We start from the raw sequence: 15,338 nt of genomic DNA, 5'->3' as shown, positions 1-15,338 counted from the left end.
CGTTAAACCACTTCTCCTAACATCGCCATAATGTCCGCTTCCAAAGTCTTAATATCATTTTCAATTTCATCCAAAGAACGAGGCGGCTGATATACATAAAAATGGCGATTTAACGGAATCTCATACCCCACTTTGGTTTTAGAAAAATCAATCCAAGCATCAGGTACATGGGGTAATACTTCCGCCTCAAAATATACCTCACAATGCTTCTTTACTAACTTAATTAACTCATCTACACTCGCATCCTTGTCATATCCCAACGGTATCGGCAATGTAATATCATCCGGTAAAGGTACAATTTCCGTATCTCGCAAATTACTATCCGGTTCAGGATTCCCCTTCTTATCCCGACAGATTTCCGCTTCTGGATCAGCCTCACCCAACGCCGCTAAAATCGCCTTGATCACTGGCTCTTTTAACTTTAGCCCCGCATCCTTTAGCACTTTATCCAAATCCCGCATAAACTCAGCACGTGACATATACAGGCGATCGCCATCCAGACACCGCAAAGCATCTAAAATCTGATTTTGCAGACTTTCACCCATCTCCATTTCTAACTGTTGCACCTGAGCATCTTTACGCTTCTTACTCGTTGCTAAATCTTGAAATGCCTTTTGCTCCGATAACCGAGCCAAACGATCCTCACTCACCTGAAAATTTAATCTTAGCGATCGCTCCACTGTAATTTTAAGAAATCCAAACTCCCGATTATCAAAAATCTTTGAGCAAATCTGCTTTTCTATCTGTCCGTCTGATTTCACCTCACTTAAACCATTCTGCTCAAAATCCCCATACAATCGCACCAATTCTGCAATCTGCTCAGATTCACCATGAGTCGAATTACTTCACGGGGTGTAAAGTGATCTCCCGCCTCTTCGTTCGCCTGCTCGTTAAACTTTCTCACCAGTTCCTCGAACAGATAGCCCATTTGCAAATTAGAGAGTTTCGCCGGAGATAAATTAATTTCAGGACTATTGATCGCCTTCATGACTTCAAAAAGTCGGTTAGCTTCATCTAACTTTTGAATTTCATTCTCAAACTCAAATTTCTCAAAAATATCCCGTGCCAGAGGCGAAAAAGCGTTAATATAAGCTCTGAGATTATCCGCAAGTCCCTCAGAATCCTCTCCAAATATCCAAACGGGCTTCTGATTGTCGATAATCTTCCACAGCCAGTCATCCTCATGATTATTGAGCGCTTCGATGAAGTCACTGATGAGGCGCTAGTCAGTCAAATGATGATTGTCATTATCTGCGATCGCTCTCTTGGTTTTGTCATCAATCTTGTCGCGTTCTTGATCTGCTTTCGCCTGGTATCGGAGATTAAGAGTAACGGTTTTGTCAGCTACAAAAAGTTATTCATGAAAATCTGCTGCAAGAGTCTTTATTTACAGCTATTGGAAGTTTTAAAAATCAAATTCTTCTATAGGTTCAATATATTTTTATAATAGCTTATTACTATATTTAGCAACTTTTACCACAGCAATAATAATCCAATTATGAAAGTCTGACTTCTACTACTCTGCGTGCTATTTTTTATAAAAATTTGGGTATAAGTTTACTCTACTTTGGCTTTTTGCTGCGTCTAGGACGGTTTATTCACTAAAGACTTTTTTCCAAAATCAAATAAAACTGCTATATATTGACCAATTACTGTAAATTAGTTAAAATTTTTTCGTACAAATTATACTTTTGATAATGAGAATACCATTTACAACCTCAATCATTAAAAAACTAGCAGAAGAAATAGGGGCAGTAATTGTAACTGATCCAGAATATGGCTTTGTGGGACATATTACGTTTAAAAATGGGAATAAAACATTTTTTCATACGGCTACGTTTGATATTAATTATTTTGGCTCAGCAGCAATAGCAAAAGATAAAGGTGTCTCCAACTTTTTTCTCAAGCAATTTGGATATCAGGTTACTGAAGGCCAAAGATTTTTTAGTTATAAAACATGTGAAAAATTATCTAATGCTAAAAATATTGATGCAGGATTTGATTATGCTAAAAAAATTGGATTTCCTGTAATTGTCAAACCAATTAACCTTAGCCAAGGAATATTCGTGACAAAGGTTTACACCAAGCAAGAATACTATCAAGTAGCCAATAAAATTTTGAAAAATAGCTCAGGATTAATCGTCGAGCGGTTCTATAGTGGTAATGACTATAGAATTGTAGTATTAGATGACGAAGTTCTTTCGGCGTATCAAAGAATTCCCTTATTTATCAAGGGAGATGGTAAATCGAGTGTTTTGGAACTTATGCGTCAAAAACAAGAAAACTTTCTTAAATTTGGTAGAAAAAAAATTATAGATTTTGAAGATTACAGAATTAAACTAAAGTTACAAAGACAAAAGCTAAATTTTGATAGTGTTATATCTAAAGATAGTATTGTCTACCTCTTAGATAATGCAAATTTATCGAGTGGAGGTGAAGCAGTAGATTTAACCGAAAGTATCCACCCAAATTTTCAAAAATTAGCAGTAAATATTACCAAAGATATGGGTTTGAGATTAGCAGGTGTGGATATTATTACTAATGATATAACACTGCCAATGTTAAATTATACAACTATCGAGGTAAATGCTTCTCCTGGCTTAACTCACTATGCCTCCACTGGTGAGGTTCAAACCAAGAGAGTAGAAAGTTTATATCTCAAAGTTTTGAAAGCACTTGAAAACGAGCAAAATAACAAACTATTGTGAAAAGATAGCAACCACTATAGTAATCCGATTTGATTCGTGAACTGACTCGTAGAGATAGGGAATGGGGAATAGGAAAAAAGGGAGTTAGAGGTGTACGCAGTTTTTTCAAAAATCAAATAGGAATCCTATATATGAAGCATATATTTATAACCTCTAGCAGTTGCCTTGACTGGTGCAATACATCACAAATTTTTATCTAATAAAGATTCAAATTCAGCTTGTAAAGCTGTAATATCTGCAACCCTAGCGACTAGCAAATTATCTCTACCAGCATCACTTAAACGTGTTTTCCAATAATTAACACTCTCTGAGTTGTTCAACCAAAATTGAATCACCGTATCTATTACTTGATCAAAATTCCAACCCCACTTTGCCGGAACTGATTCCACAGATTCTAGAAACGCATCTAAAGTACACGTATGCGTTCCCAGGTATTCCACGCCTTGTTGTGGTGATTTTTGCCAACTTTGCTGTTGGTGATTAAAAAAGTACAAAACTTGAGATACGCCGACAATATCAAAAGTATATTTCATTCTAGCCTTAACCTTTGTTAATTGGTTGCCAAAAACCCTTATTTTTTACAAAAAATTATCCCTCGAAAATTAACCAACTGACATCTGAAAAAAGTATAACTTTCACCTATATCGAAAGTATTAAAGTTCAGTCACGAATTAGCACTTGCTAGCGGTGAGTGCTAATTTTTATTCAATTGTTTAATGTAGTATTAAAGAGTTTCAGGCATTAATTCAGGTGTGGATATTATTTTTAATAATTCTTTAATTACTTCGCTCGCAGCTTGGAAAGGCGAAGTGGCAGCTTTATTTGCTGCCTGTTTTTGGGCTATAGCATCAGTGGTGTATGGACTTTTGGGGCAACGTATTCCGCCACTGCAACTGAATTTGATTAAAGGGATAATTGCGATCGCTCTACTTGTGTTGACTATTTTGCTTACTGGGGATTTTTTGCCAACTCTGGCCCCTTTGCCTGTATTTCTACTGTTTCTGAGTGGCGCTATAGGTATTGGCTTAGGCGATACAGCTTTCCTGGCTGCTATAAATTACTTGGGGGCGCGTCGGGTTTTACTCTTGGGAACCCTTTCCCCACCAATGACAGCGATCGCTGCTACAATTCTTCTCCAGGAACAGTTAAATATCAATGCTTGGTGCGGTATTTTGCTCACCATTTTAGGGGTTGCTTGGGTAGTGACTGAACGAGTTCCTGGTACAAGTGATGTTTCCTCAACGCAAGTATGGCAAGGAATCGGCTTTGGTTTGTTAGCAGCAATGACAAATGCCACCGGAACTGTGATTTCCCGTGTTGCGTATGCAACGGCAAGCATTAACCCGTTGTGGGCTGCCTTGTTACGATTGAGTGCAGGTGTCTTGGTTATCTTAATATGGACATGGATTCCTAACCGCAGAGATGTTAGATTATCGTATCCCTACTGGCGATCGCAGCGAGTAATTTTCGCAAGTTTCTTTGCTGCCTTTTGTGGAACCTTCTTAGGAATATGGTTGCAACAAACAGCAATCAAATTCACAGCTGCGGGAATTGCCTCAACCTTAATGCAGACTAGTCCACTATTTGTCATCCCTATCGCTATCTGTATGGGTGAAAAAGTGAGTTGGAGAGCGATCATCGGTGTGATAATTGCGATCGCCGGAATTGGATTATTGTTTTACCTGAAGTAAAGCTAATTCAAACTGGGAAACATTGGCGCTTCCTCCTTATACTTTTTTCATTCCTTAAAATCATGATCCAATTTGATCACAAGTACGAAATGTAGAATAATTATCGCTGGTAGCCGCTACACCAATTTAAAAACATCTATTGCCCATTAATGACGTTAGTCATTGCTTGCAAAGACAAACCTACACAAGCTGCTAATTCTTCCAGTGCCAATCGTTCACGCGTGTTTGTATTTAGCATTTCCGTTGCAGCAACAACATAATCAGGATTAGCGAGATGACTGACGTTCCCAGATGAACGAAGGCTCGCAATGTGGGAACTCCCAGTAAACTTTTGCATCCGATAAGCAGCAACTTTCGCGGCTTGACGGGATTGAACATAAGCAACATAGTATTGTACGACAGCGACTCGTCTTTGCTGCTTGGCTTCATTCCAACGAGCCTGCAAGACAGGTAGTTGCTCAAAAGTACTAATGAGTTTAATTGGATCAATTGTGATGGTGAACGAAAAACTGTTTTCACGCTCAGATGAGGAATCTGGTGATGTTGAGGTAGTGGCAAAAGACGGTGATAATTCAAGAGCTACGATATCTCTAAAGGTATTCAATCCCATTGCAGATTTTGCTTCTAGCACTTGGGCTGAGTTGCGTTCAGCAATGGCTACTAATCGCTCAATAACTCTGATATCTTGCTGCGTAATCTCAGTTTGAAGGGGTTGAGGTTCATTGTTAGGATTAGATTTTTCTTCTGACGCAACAATTATAGGGAAACAAAGACCGACAAGTGTGACGATAAAGAGAATACTGAAACTTTGTGCCAAAGCTTTGGAGAACCCTTGTACGAGCGCCATAGGAGTTGATTTACTTTGAGGCGTTACCCTTGTTTTATTTATGATTCGCTTCTCTACTAATCGATACTACTAAATGATAAATTTTATCATAAGTGAAAACCGCAGAATCCATCAACGTTGTTGTGTGAGTTGAGAAATTATGCCGCAAATATGCAACGTCCTTTAGAGGTTGTTTGAAAAGTATTGGGCGAATAGAATTCGCTACTACACAAACTAAGTCCACCTGCGTGGACTAATACAAAATCAAAGTTTTTAACCCACGGAGGTGGGTTTTGTTTGTATAGCCGCGACTTCTAGTCGCCCGGCGAGTAATAAATTAGACTTTTCAAACATCCTCTAAGGAAGGGTTAGATTTGAACCGGAATTTTCCAGTTTGCCAACAGTAAGCTTCTTGAAAAGTTAGGTCAATTAGAAGGACGTGCCTATAAGCCCTCGGCTCCTGTCAGACGGCAAGGGGATTCCACCAAGGATCGGACAAAAGTAGAATGGGTGGTACGTGCGCCCTTGGGTAGCACAGTCAAACTATTAGCCCGTCATGAGCGTACCGGAGTTGTTCGCACATAGAACTGACATTCGCGTGATTTTACTGAAGAAAGGATGAAATGTTCCCAGCTTAAAACAACTAAATTTTAGAATTCACGTTATGTTGATTCGGACAGCGCATAACTTCTAAAATATTTGATTAATCATGCTCTAAATTTTCAAGTGCGATCGCTGATTTCCACTTTATAAATTCTAAATTTACCATTGCAGTCAACTATCTAAAGAGTGAAAAACTTTCCTAAAACTATAGTCATTAGCCAGTTGTGTAATTGGAGTAAGCGATTCAAAATACTATCTGTGTTGGAATTACACATATTCCTCTCTGACAATATTACTAAATCTTATGTAGATCAAGCTTGAGGGCATTAACATTTATCAGCAACTACAGAGAGACGGCAATAAAATCCTAATTGACCTACTACCAGACCAGTACCCAAAATTCGTAAAGTTATGCACTTATACTAATTTTCCTAGGGTTCTTTAAAAAACCAAACTATCACAACTCAATTAGGACTACTATATCTATATGTAGTAAATAGTTGGAGAGATGTTATTAGACGCAAGAGCAGATGACTAGAATGTCAAACATTGGGAGTTTCAATAGTTACAGTTCGGATTCTTGATTTTGATGATGAGGCAAGCCAAACAATCATCTTGATATTTGTGCCCCTCCCTAACCTTGCGTGTGGTGTTTTTCCATAGTCAATCAATAAATTTGAGAACTACTTTTTTCTGGAGGAGATTTTCATGTCTAGTTTCTTTCGTTGGTCATCAGCAAGCGCCCCTTTGCTAACTCTAGGAGTAATAGCTGCTACACTAACTCCCATCCTGATTTCTGCCCCAGCTTCGTCTCAAGAGACTGTTCCAACTACTCCCACTACTCCCACTACTCCAACTCCGGTTGCACCATCGTCAACTCCAACGGTTAACTTGTCTGATGTGGCCCCAGATTACTGGGCGACTCCATTCATTCAAGTTCTAGCTGCAAATAATGTAATTAGTGGCTTTCCTGATGGTACATTTAAGCCCAATCAATCTGTGACTCGCGCTGAATTCGCGGCCATGATTCAAAAAGCTTTCAGTAGCCAAAACCGAATTCGGCAATTGGGCGCAGGTGGTTTTAGAGACGTTCCTGCCAACTACTGGGCTGCTTCTGCAATTCAGAATGCCTACGAAACCGGATTTATGGCAGGCTATCCCAATAACTTATTTTTGCCAAATCAAGAAATTCCTAAAGTGCAAGCGATCGTCGCTTTGACAAATGGCTTAGGTTTAAGCAGTAGCAACGATGCATCAGGTGTTCTAAATACTTATTATACCGATGCCTCAGCTATCCCGAACTACGCTGTTAATAATGTAGCGGCAGCAACACAAGCCAATATTGTCGTCAACTATCCTGATGTAAAACAACTCAATCCGCAAGTGCCGCTGACTCGTGCCGAAGCAGCAGCATTTTTATATCAAGCTTTAGTTAGGCAGGGACGGGTGCAACCCATTGCTAGCAACGTTCCAGCTACTCAGTATATTGTAGGAGGAACTGCTGGCGGCACTCAGAGCGGTAGCGACATTGTTTCTCTTGCTGCATCCAGTAGTTCTTTTACAAACCTGACTGCTTTAATAAAATCAGCAGGTCTAGCGGAGATTCTACAACAACCTGGCCCTTATACAGTTTTTGCTCCCACTGATGAAGCATTTGCTGCTATACCTGCTGCAACACTAGAGCAGTTACAGCGACCAGAGAACAGAGAAACATTGATTAAGATTTTGAGATATCATGTCGTTCCTGGTGCAGTAACGGCTAATCAACTCTCGGCTGGGGAATTGAAAACCTTTGAAGATAAACCTGTAAATATTCAAATTGATCGCGCTAGCAATCAAGTTGCGGTGAACAATGCGAGAGTTATCCAGCCGGACATCCAAGCCAGCAATGGTGTAATCCATGCGATTAACCAAGTCCTTATACCACCTGATATTAACCTCAGTCAGTTAAATCAGCAGCCAGGAGGAACCACCACTGGTGAAGTTACCCCAGGTAGAACTACGCTTGGTGGCCCTAGCTATGTCGGGGTTGCTGGCAATATTGGTTTAAGCGGTGGCTCAGCTTTGGGCGAAAGTAACTTTGCAGCAATCAGCAAAATCGGTCTGACACGCAATATATCGGTGCGACCATCGGCGTTGTTTGGGGATGATACACTGTTTCTTGTTCCCCTGACCTTAGATCTTGCTCCACGGACAGCAGATACTGGGGCTGTACCAGCCTTCCCTATATCTCCTTACATAGGTGCTGGTGTAGCTGTTGAAATTGCTGGTGACACTGAGTTTGGTTTACTGCTAAGTGGTGGTGTAGATATTCCTTTAGGTTCACGGTTTACGGCAACTGGTTCTGTGAATGCAGCTTTTCTGGATGAAACTGATGTCGGCCTACTACTAGGAGTTGGTTTCAACTTTTAAGCATCTGTAGTTAGGAGTAGAGACGCGATGAATCGCGTCTCTACAGGAGATATCTTTATCCTTAATAGTCATTATCAGTCACACAAATCCCTTTACATTTAATACCGTTCATAGCGGTGCGCTGACAATGGGAACATAAAATTTTTTCAATTTCTGCTTCTTGACTTATCTTTATGCTAGTGCTTGTCGTAGGAAAGTCTTTTTCAGTTGGGAGTTCTACAGCCATAATAATGAAGGAATTTTTGCGATTTACATTTTTACACTGCACTAACGTCGCTTGAGTGCTAGTGTTAGTCCATCTGCGATGGGGACAAGCGAAACAGTTACTCGTTCGTCATGGTGTAACTTATCATTAAGGGCGCGGATAGATTGGGTGCTTTCATCTTGAATTTGCGGGTTAGCGACTTGTCCAGACCATAAAACATTATCAATAGCAATCAATCCACCCGGACGCACCAATTGCAGAGATCGCTCATAATATCCATCATAATTTTCTTTATCGGCATCAATAAAGGCAAAATCAAATGTCTCGGCTTGCCCAGTTGCCAGTAGCTGATCTAAAGTTTTCAAAGCTGGTGCTAATCGTAGATCGATTTTATCAGCAACCCCAGCTTCTTGCCAATACCGCCGAGCGATCGCAGTAAATTCTTCACTCACATCACAAGCAATAATTTTCCCATCAGCCGGTAGTGCCAAAGCGACAGAAAGTGAGCTATAACCTGTAAAAACTCCAACTTCCAGGGTTTTCTTTGCTCCAATTAACTGTACCAGAAGTCTCATAAACTGCCCTTGTTCTGGTGAAATCTGCATTCCACTCTGGGGATGGCTGGCGGTTTCTTGGCGCAACTTCCAAAGAATTTCTGGTTCCCGCAGCGAAACGGATAAAAGATAATTGTAGAGTTGGTTATCAAGACCTATAGACTGTTTTGGCATGGTAGCTCAGAAAATTAAGAGAATCTACAGTTATACTATCGCTGATAAGTGGAATCTCAGATATAACATGGTGCGGTTAGTTTTGACAGCAATATTGTTAGTGGTAGTCACAGCTTGTGGCAGTATTGGACTGCTACCAACTAGCGATTTAGTACAAAGAGCGATCGCACTTGGGCTAGAGCAAACTCAACAAAAACTTAGCCAACAGTTGGATCTAGATTTTCAAGGATTTGAAATCAAGCGGCTATCAATTAGCGAAGAACAACCCCTGACGATTGAAAATTTACCAGCTTTCCACGTTAAAGGAAGCTACGACTTGATTGTTAAGCTACCAAAACGGCGCTTAACGCAACCAAAAAAAACCTTTGACGTTTACCTGCAAATTCAGCAAGAAGGTAAAACCTGGCGATTGCTGATTCCAGAAAAAGGTAGTAAAAATACTCAACTTTGGCGTAGTTATTTAGTTGAGTAAATTTTCCAAGAGTGACAGAACAGGGTTAAAGGTTTTTAAATTTTGAATTACGTACATTGGAATATGTGCTAATAGAAAAACTATCACAAGGATTCTGAGCACAAAAATTTTTGAAGTTTGAATTCTGCACAGTGGGATATGTGCTATTAAAAAAACCATCACAATGATTTACGTATAACTGCTGGGGTACAGTGATGATCGAGGTGATAGTTTCACCGGAGACAGAGCAAGATGTATATTAACTTTTTCATCAGTTCCATTGCAGGAATTGTGGTTGTGGTGCTAGCGGCTTTTGGACTACTGCAATGGTTGCACATCCCAGCTGGTAACTTTCTTGATTGGGTGATTGGTGGTGCAAGTTTTTGGTGGTTGTTAGTAATTGTTACCGTACCGTGGAATGTGCATTTTCAAGCCAAAGAAGTTTTAGCAGAAGCAGCACAGTCAGCTGAGAAAGGAATTCCAGTCGATGAGAAACAAGAAAAATACGTCAAACTGTTGGCAAAGCGATCGCTCTGGGTTGCCATTGCTTTACACTTATTCTCAACTGTTGGTCTTTATACTCTCGCTGCCACTGGTATTAGTACGGTGGGGTACATAAGTTCTGGTGCAGCTTTATTATTAACCATTCTGCGTCCAGCGATTCGCGCTTACGAATATTTATATGCGCGGTTAGCGATGATTCGCCAAGAATGGAAGTATCCCCGCGAAGATATTTTTGAACTACGCGATCGCTTTAATTCTCTAGAAGAGAAAGTTCGGCAGATAGAAGATCAACTTAACCCAGAACAACCCTATTCATTGCCAGCAACTCAACAACGATTTGCCGACGAAACTCGCAGAGACTTAGCGCGAATTGCTGCTAATTTAGAAGAATTACGCGCGACAAATCAAACTGAGCATGAACGTTTGACAAGAGAAGCTAGAAATGCGATCGCGCAACTTTCAACTGATGGTCAATTTCTCGATCATGTCCGCGAAATTATCCGATTTTTTAAAACAGCCTCAGATTAATTCATAATTCGTAATTCGTAATTATGTAGGGCTTGCTGAATAAGTCTCTCAAGCAAATGTAGAAGCCACACAGCTTACAAAATACTTGTTTCATCGCTCAGTTTCAGAATTTACCCAGCGATCGCTAACGATTGTGCAAGGGTTTTGAGACTTTAGATGTTATGACCTTGCACTTGTTTGTTGGAAAAAGGCTTAAAATCCTTATCTAGTCTATATTACAATTCTATTCAGCAAGCCCTATGTAGAGATGTGCTATGGCAAGCGTCTCTACATTAGTTTGTTTATTTGTGGCGATCGCTAGTTTTAAGGGCGTTGCTGAATCAAAATATGAATCAGGCAGCCGTATGCGGAAAACTTTAAAATCCTTGTTACACCAAAGCTAAATTAGATTCTACCTCTTCCTCTGGTTCATAACCATTCGCCAGTTGTGCGATCGCCCGATCAATTAACTGTAAACCCTGATCTACCGTTTCAACTAAACTTAGCTGCCCGCGCAAATCAGCAGCACCAACGAATCCTTTAGCATACCATGTCATGTGCTTGCGGGCTTGACGTACACCGCGATCGCCTTTATATTCCCATAAAGCTTGCAAATGTTCTCTAGCACATTCCAACCGCTGTATTGGGGTTGGTGGTGGTAACATTTCCCCAGTTTTGAGGAAGTGATCGATTTCTCCCACCAAAAACGGATAACCCAAAGTTCCACGGGAACACATTACGCCATCAGCGCCAGTTTGTTCTAAACATTTCACCGCCGCCTCAACAGAGAATATATCTCCATTACCAATCACTGGGATAACAAGTACTTCCTTCACACGAGCAATCCATTCCCAACGAGCATTGCCATTGTACCCTTGGGCGCGGGTGCGTCCATGCACCGTGATCATTTTTGCTCCTGCATCTTCCATCCGCTTGGCAAAATCAAGAATCGTGATTTCCTGATCGTTCCAGCCAATACGGGTTTTCACTGTCACTGGGACATCAACAGCTCTCACCACTTCCCGCACAATTGCTTCAGCGACTTGTGGTTGTCGCAACAACGAAGAACCACCACCATTTTTGGTAATTTTATTTACCGGACATCCCATGTTGATATCAACAGTATCAGCGCCTTCCGCAACTGCTTTAATCGCTGCTTCAGCCAGAAAATCGGGACGACAATCAAACAGTTGAATACTAATTGGTCGTTCGTTGGGGTCTACCTCCATGATTTTGGGTAACTGCTTGACATAATGCAACCCCGTAGCATTCACCATTTCCGTATACATCATCGAATCTGGTGCATAGCGACGCACAAGGCGACGAAACACCATATCCGTCACCCCAGATAGAGGCGACTGGAGAACTCGGCTTTTTACTTCAAATGAGCCAATCTTTAAGGGTTGGGATAGTTTATTTTTTAGATCAGGAGATAGGGAAACCATATAAACAATGATTAATTTTAATGACGATAAGGTTCTTCTTAAGCAAGATACTTTTCTTTGAACCTCACACGACTTGAAGTCGCGTGAGGTTCAAAAACTCGTGTTTGCTTCAAATCGCTTAACCCAAACATACCTGCAATCTCCTCTCGACTCATAGTTGGGAAATTGTAAACTAAAATTGTCTCTATTAATTCTAATAACTGCCGTTGTTGTTCACTCTAATAATACAGGACGACTTTAAAAGAATCCCCCAGACTTGGGGGGTTTTCATGCCATATTCTATAATTGATCAAATCAGCACACCTAATCCTAGGCATGAGACTGTGACCGAAACTGGAAGTTACAAAGATACTGTAAACTTACCCAAGACTAATTTTGATATGCGGGCAAACGCCATCAAGCGTGAGCCTGAAATTCAGCAATTTTGGGAAGAAAATAAAATTTACGATCGCCTCTCCAAAGAAAACCCAGGCGAATTATTTATACTGCATGATGGGCCTCCTTATGCTAATGGTTCTCTGCATAGTGGTCATGCTTTAGGTCAAATTCTCAAAGATATTATTAATCGCTACCAACTGCTAAAAGGGCGTAAGATTCGCTATGTCCCCGGTTGGGACTGTCACGGTTTGCCAATTGAGCTGAAAGTTTTGCAGAATATGAAGCCAGCAGAGCGGCAAAACTTAACACCTTTACAACTGCGGCAAAAAGCGAAAGCATTTGCTCTAGAAGCAGTGGAAGATCAAAGTAAAACCTGTAAGCGTTTCGGAATGTGGGGTGATTTTGAACACCCTTATCTCACTCTCCAGCCAGAATACGAAGCGGCGCAAATTGGCGTTTTCGGTCAGATGTTTTTAAAAGGATACATCTATCGTGGTTTGAAGCCGGTTCACTGGAGTCCTAGTTCTAAAACGGCTTTGGCTGAAGCTGAGTTGGAATACCCAGAGGGTCACACTTCCCGCAGTATCTATGCGGCTTTTCCAATTACAGGTTTAGCGGAGGCGGTTAAACCGCTGTTGGGAGAATATTTGTCGGAATTAGGTGTGGCTATCTGGACAACTACGCCTTGGACAATTCCAGGGAATTTGGCGGTGGCTGTGAATGCGGATTTAAACTACGCAGTGGTGGAGGTGTCACGCACAGACGTGGAGGCACAGAGTAATGGAGGATTTAAGTATCTCATTGTTGCTGCTGATTTGGTGGAGAGTTTATCTTCGACGTTGGGAGTTGAGTTAACTGTAAAAGCCACGTTTAAGGGGAAAGATTTAGAACATACTACTTACCGTCATCCTCTTTTTGACCGCGAAAGTCCGGTGGTTGTGGGTGGTGATTACATCACTACCGAGTCTGGTACTGGGTTGGTACATACTGCACCTGGTCATGGTCAAGAAGATTATATCGTTGGTCAGCGTTATGGTTTGCCTATCCTCGCGCCAGTTGATGACAATGGTAATTTTACCCAGGAAGCGGGAGAATTTGCTGGGTTGAATGTGCTAGGTGATGGTAATCAGGCGGTGATTGATGCGTTAACTGCTGCGGGTTCGTTGTTGAAGGAGGAGGCTTATGCTCACAAATATCCTTACGACTGGCGGACGAAAAAGCCGACGATTTTCCGAGCAACCGAACAATGGTTTGCTTCGGTAGAGGGATTTAGAGAGGAAGCATTAAAGGCGATCGCAACGGTAAAATGGATTCCAGCCCAAGGTGAAAATCGCATTACGCCAATGGTGGCGGAACGTTCTGATTGGTGTATCTCCCGTCAGCGTGCTTGGGGTGTACCCATTCCTGTTTTCTACGATGAGCAAACTGGGGAACCACTGCTGAATGCCGAAACCATAAACTACGTCCAAGCAATTATCGCAGAAAAAGGTTCTGACGCTTGGTGGGAAATGTCGGTAGCAGAGTTATTACCCGAATCCTATCGCCAAAATGGCAAGTCTTACCGCAGAGGTACTGACACAATGGATGTGTGGTTTGATTCGGGTTCATCTTGGGCAGCAGTAACTAAACAGCGTCCAGAGTTACGCTACCCGGCTGATTTGTATTTGGAAGGTTCCGACCAACATCGCGGTTGGTTCCAGTCAAGTTTGCTTACCAGTGTAGCGGTTAATGGTATTGCGCCTTACAAAACTGTGATAACTCACGGCTTTGTTTTAGATGAACAAGGGCGTAAGATGAGCAAGTCAGAAGGAAATGTGGTTGACCCAAATACAATCATTGAAGGCGGGAAAAATCAAAAAGCAGAACCACCTTATGGTGCAGATGTATTGAGGTTGTGGGTGTCGTCAGTAGATTATTCCTCTGATGTCCGCATTGGTAAAAACATCATCAAGCAGCTGAACGATGTCAGAGGTAAGATTCGCAATACAGCGCGGTTTCTGTTGGGTAGCTTGCACGATTTTGACCCCGAAAAGGATGCAGTCCCCTTCGAGGAATTGCCAGAACTTGACCGCTATATGCTGCACCGCATCACTGAGGTGTTTGAAGAAGTAACGGATGCTTTTGATAATTTCCAATTCTTCCGCTTCTTCCAAACAGTGCAGAATTTCTGCGTGGTGGATTTATCCAACTTTTATTTAGATGTTGCCAAGGATAGGCTGTACATCAGCGCTCCTAACGCTTTTCGCCGTCGCAGTTGTCAAACAGTGCTGAAGATAGCTTTAGAAAATTTAGCACGAGCGATCGCCCCAGTGCTATGCCACACCGCCGAAGATATCTGGCAATATCTCCCTTACAAAACCCCCTACAAATCGGTGTTTGAAGCCGGTTGGGTACAGTTAGAAGAAAAATGGCGTAATCCAGAAATTGCAGGATTTTGGCAACAAATCCGGCAAATTCGTACTGAGGTAAACAAGGTACTAGAACAAGCAAGGATAGAAAAACTGATTGGTTCTTCTCTAGAAGCAAAAGCATTGCTTTATATAGGTGACGAGCAGTTACGCTCCTCCGTAAAAGCACTAAACCCAACTAATGGTGACGGTATCGATGAACTCCGTTATTTATTCCTCACCTCCCAAGTGGAAATATTAGATTCTCCTGACAAACTGCAAGGGGTAAAATACAACTTGCAGTCAGATACCTGGGGAATTGGGGTAGTGAATGCAGAGGGGGAAAAATGCGATCGCTGCTGGAACTACTCCACCCATGTGGGAGAATCAGAAGAGCATCCCCTAATTTGCGAACGTTGTGTTGCAGCCTTGGCTGGAGAGTTTTAGGTATTGGGTATGGGGCATTGGGTATGGGGCATGGGGCATGGGGCAT

Annotated in this window: 14 protein-coding genes and 1 pseudogene; 8 read left to right on the top strand and 7 right to left on the bottom strand. The window is 41.6% G+C overall.

Going from position 1 to position 15,338, the window contains the following annotated elements; all coding sequences use genetic code 11:
* Positions 1-2: 2 nt before the first annotated feature.
* Both IQ246_RS10820 and IQ246_RS31270 read right to left on the bottom strand, forming a co-directional pair.
* Positions 3-761 (bottom strand): hypothetical protein, encoded by a 759-nt coding sequence (locus IQ246_RS10820; protein ID WP_244141985.1) that lies wholly within the window; start codon positions 759-761, stop codon positions 3-5.
* 5 nt (positions 762-766) lie between these two features.
* On the bottom strand, positions 767-1,135 hold the full coding sequence (locus IQ246_RS31270; protein WP_339379245.1) for a type I restriction-modification system subunit M N-terminal domain-containing protein: 369 nt from the start codon (positions 1,133-1,135) through the stop codon (positions 767-769).
* Here IQ246_RS31270 and IQ246_RS10815 point away from each other — a divergent pair.
* Complete coding sequence (locus IQ246_RS10815; RefSeq protein WP_194002818.1) at positions 1,022-1,447, top strand: hypothetical protein; 426 nt, start codon at positions 1,022-1,024, stop codon at positions 1,445-1,447. The genes IQ246_RS31270 and IQ246_RS10815 overlap by 114 nt on opposite strands.
* Positions 1,448-1,703: 256 nt before the next feature.
* Positions 1,704-2,708, top strand: a complete 1,005-nt coding sequence (locus IQ246_RS10810) for a cyanophycin synthetase (RefSeq protein ID WP_194002868.1) — start codon at positions 1,704-1,706, stop codon at positions 2,706-2,708.
* 182 nt (positions 2,709-2,890) lie between these two features.
* Here the strand turns inward: IQ246_RS10810 and IQ246_RS10805 are convergent, their stop codons facing one another.
* Complete coding sequence (locus IQ246_RS10805; protein ID WP_194002816.1) at positions 2,891-3,241, bottom strand: hypothetical protein; 351 nt, start codon at positions 3,239-3,241, stop codon at positions 2,891-2,893.
* 219 nt (positions 3,242-3,460) lie between these two features.
* Here IQ246_RS10805 and IQ246_RS10800 point away from each other — a divergent pair, with 219 nt between their 5' ends.
* Positions 3,461-4,399 (top strand): DMT family transporter, encoded by a 939-nt coding sequence (locus IQ246_RS10800; protein WP_194002814.1) that lies wholly within the window; start codon positions 3,461-3,463, stop codon positions 4,397-4,399.
* 136 nt (positions 4,400-4,535) lie between these two features.
* Here the strand turns inward: IQ246_RS10800 and IQ246_RS10795 are convergent, their stop codons facing one another.
* The gene (locus IQ246_RS10795; protein ID WP_194002812.1) at positions 4,536-5,246 is read right to left on the bottom strand and encodes a hypothetical protein; all 711 of its coding nucleotides are present in this window, start codon (positions 5,244-5,246) and stop codon (positions 4,536-4,538) included.
* Positions 5,247-6,536: 1,290 nt separating this feature from the next.
* Here IQ246_RS10795 and IQ246_RS10790 point away from each other — a divergent pair.
* Positions 6,537-8,240, top strand: coding sequence for a fasciclin domain-containing protein (locus IQ246_RS10790; protein ID WP_194002810.1), 1,704 nt, complete (start codon positions 6,537-6,539; stop codon positions 8,238-8,240).
* 267 nt (positions 8,241-8,507) lie between these two features.
* Here IQ246_RS10790 and IQ246_RS10785 read toward each other — a convergent pair whose 3' ends face one another.
* A complete protein-coding gene (locus tag IQ246_RS10785) occupies positions 8,508-9,173 on the bottom strand; it encodes a class I SAM-dependent methyltransferase (protein ID WP_194002808.1) in 666 nt (221 codons plus the stop codon).
* Positions 9,174-9,240: 67 nt separating this feature from the next.
* Here IQ246_RS10785 and IQ246_RS10780 point away from each other — a divergent pair, with 67 nt between their 5' ends.
* The 3 genes from IQ246_RS10780 (at position 9,241) to IQ246_RS30830 (ending at position 11,039) form a co-directional block, all read left to right on the top strand.
* A complete protein-coding gene (locus IQ246_RS10780) occupies positions 9,241-9,645 on the top strand; it encodes a hypothetical protein (RefSeq protein ID WP_194002866.1) in 405 nt (134 codons plus the stop codon).
* 231 nt (positions 9,646-9,876) lie between these two features.
* Positions 9,877-10,656 (top strand): hypothetical protein, encoded by a 780-nt coding sequence (locus IQ246_RS10775; RefSeq protein ID WP_194002806.1) that lies wholly within the window; start codon positions 9,877-9,879, stop codon positions 10,654-10,656.
* A gap of 254 nt (positions 10,657-10,910) precedes the next feature.
* Positions 10,911-11,039 (top strand): hypothetical protein, encoded by a 129-nt coding sequence (locus IQ246_RS30830; protein ID WP_255515520.1) that lies wholly within the window; start codon positions 10,911-10,913, stop codon positions 11,037-11,039.
* Here the strand turns inward: IQ246_RS30830 and dusB are convergent.
* Both dusB and IQ246_RS10765 read right to left on the bottom strand, forming a co-directional pair.
* Entirely contained in the window at positions 11,025-12,080 is a 1,056-nt protein-coding gene (dusB, locus tag IQ246_RS10770; RefSeq protein WP_194002804.1) for a tRNA dihydrouridine synthase DusB, read from the bottom strand. The two genes, IQ246_RS30830 and dusB, sit on opposite strands and share 15 nt — an antisense overlap.
* Before the next feature lie 89 nt (positions 12,081-12,169).
* Positions 12,170-12,292, bottom strand: a pseudogene (locus IQ246_RS10765) (DUF2887 domain-containing protein); the annotation flags it as partial.
* A gap of 111 nt (positions 12,293-12,403) precedes the next feature.
* Here IQ246_RS10765 and ileS point away from each other — a divergent pair.
* A complete protein-coding gene (ileS, locus tag IQ246_RS10760) occupies positions 12,404-15,292 on the top strand; it encodes an isoleucine--tRNA ligase (protein ID WP_339379244.1) in 2,889 nt (962 codons plus the stop codon).
* Positions 15,293-15,338 lie beyond the last annotated feature (46 nt).

Origin of the sequence: aff. Roholtiella sp. LEGE 12411 (assembly GCF_015206995.1) — a bacterium.
GTDB lineage: Bacteria > Cyanobacteriota > Cyanobacteriia > Cyanobacteriales > Nostocaceae > Komarekiella.
The sequence above is the reverse complement of the archived record's forward strand: the minus strand, read 5'-3'. Positions and strand labels throughout refer to the sequence as shown.

Coding starts and splice junctions, on each gene's coding strand:
- IQ246_RS10805 (WP_194002816.1), bottom strand. CDS start 3,241: ATGAAATATACTTTTGATATTGTCGGCGTATCTCAAGTTTTGTACTTT.
- IQ246_RS10795 (WP_194002812.1), bottom strand. CDS start 5,246: ATGGCGCTCGTACAAGGGTTCTCCAAAGCTTTGGCACAAAGTTTCAGT.
- IQ246_RS10790 (WP_194002810.1), top strand. CDS start 6,537: ATGTCTAGTTTCTTTCGTTGGTCATCAGCAAGCGCCCCTTTGCTAACT.
- IQ246_RS10785 (WP_194002808.1), bottom strand. CDS start 9,173: ATGCCAAAACAGTCTATAGGTCTTGATAACCAACTCTACAATTATCTT.
- IQ246_RS10780 (WP_194002866.1), top strand. CDS start 9,241: ATGGTGCGGTTAGTTTTGACAGCAATATTGTTAGTGGTAGTCACAGCT.
- IQ246_RS10775 (WP_194002806.1), top strand. CDS start 9,877: ATGTATATTAACTTTTTCATCAGTTCCATTGCAGGAATTGTGGTTGTG.
- IQ246_RS30830 (WP_255515520.1), top strand. CDS start 10,911: ATGGCAAGCGTCTCTACATTAGTTTGTTTATTTGTGGCGATCGCTAGT.
- dusB (WP_194002804.1), bottom strand. CDS start 12,080: ATGGTTTCCCTATCTCCTGATCTAAAAAATAAACTATCCCAACCCTTA.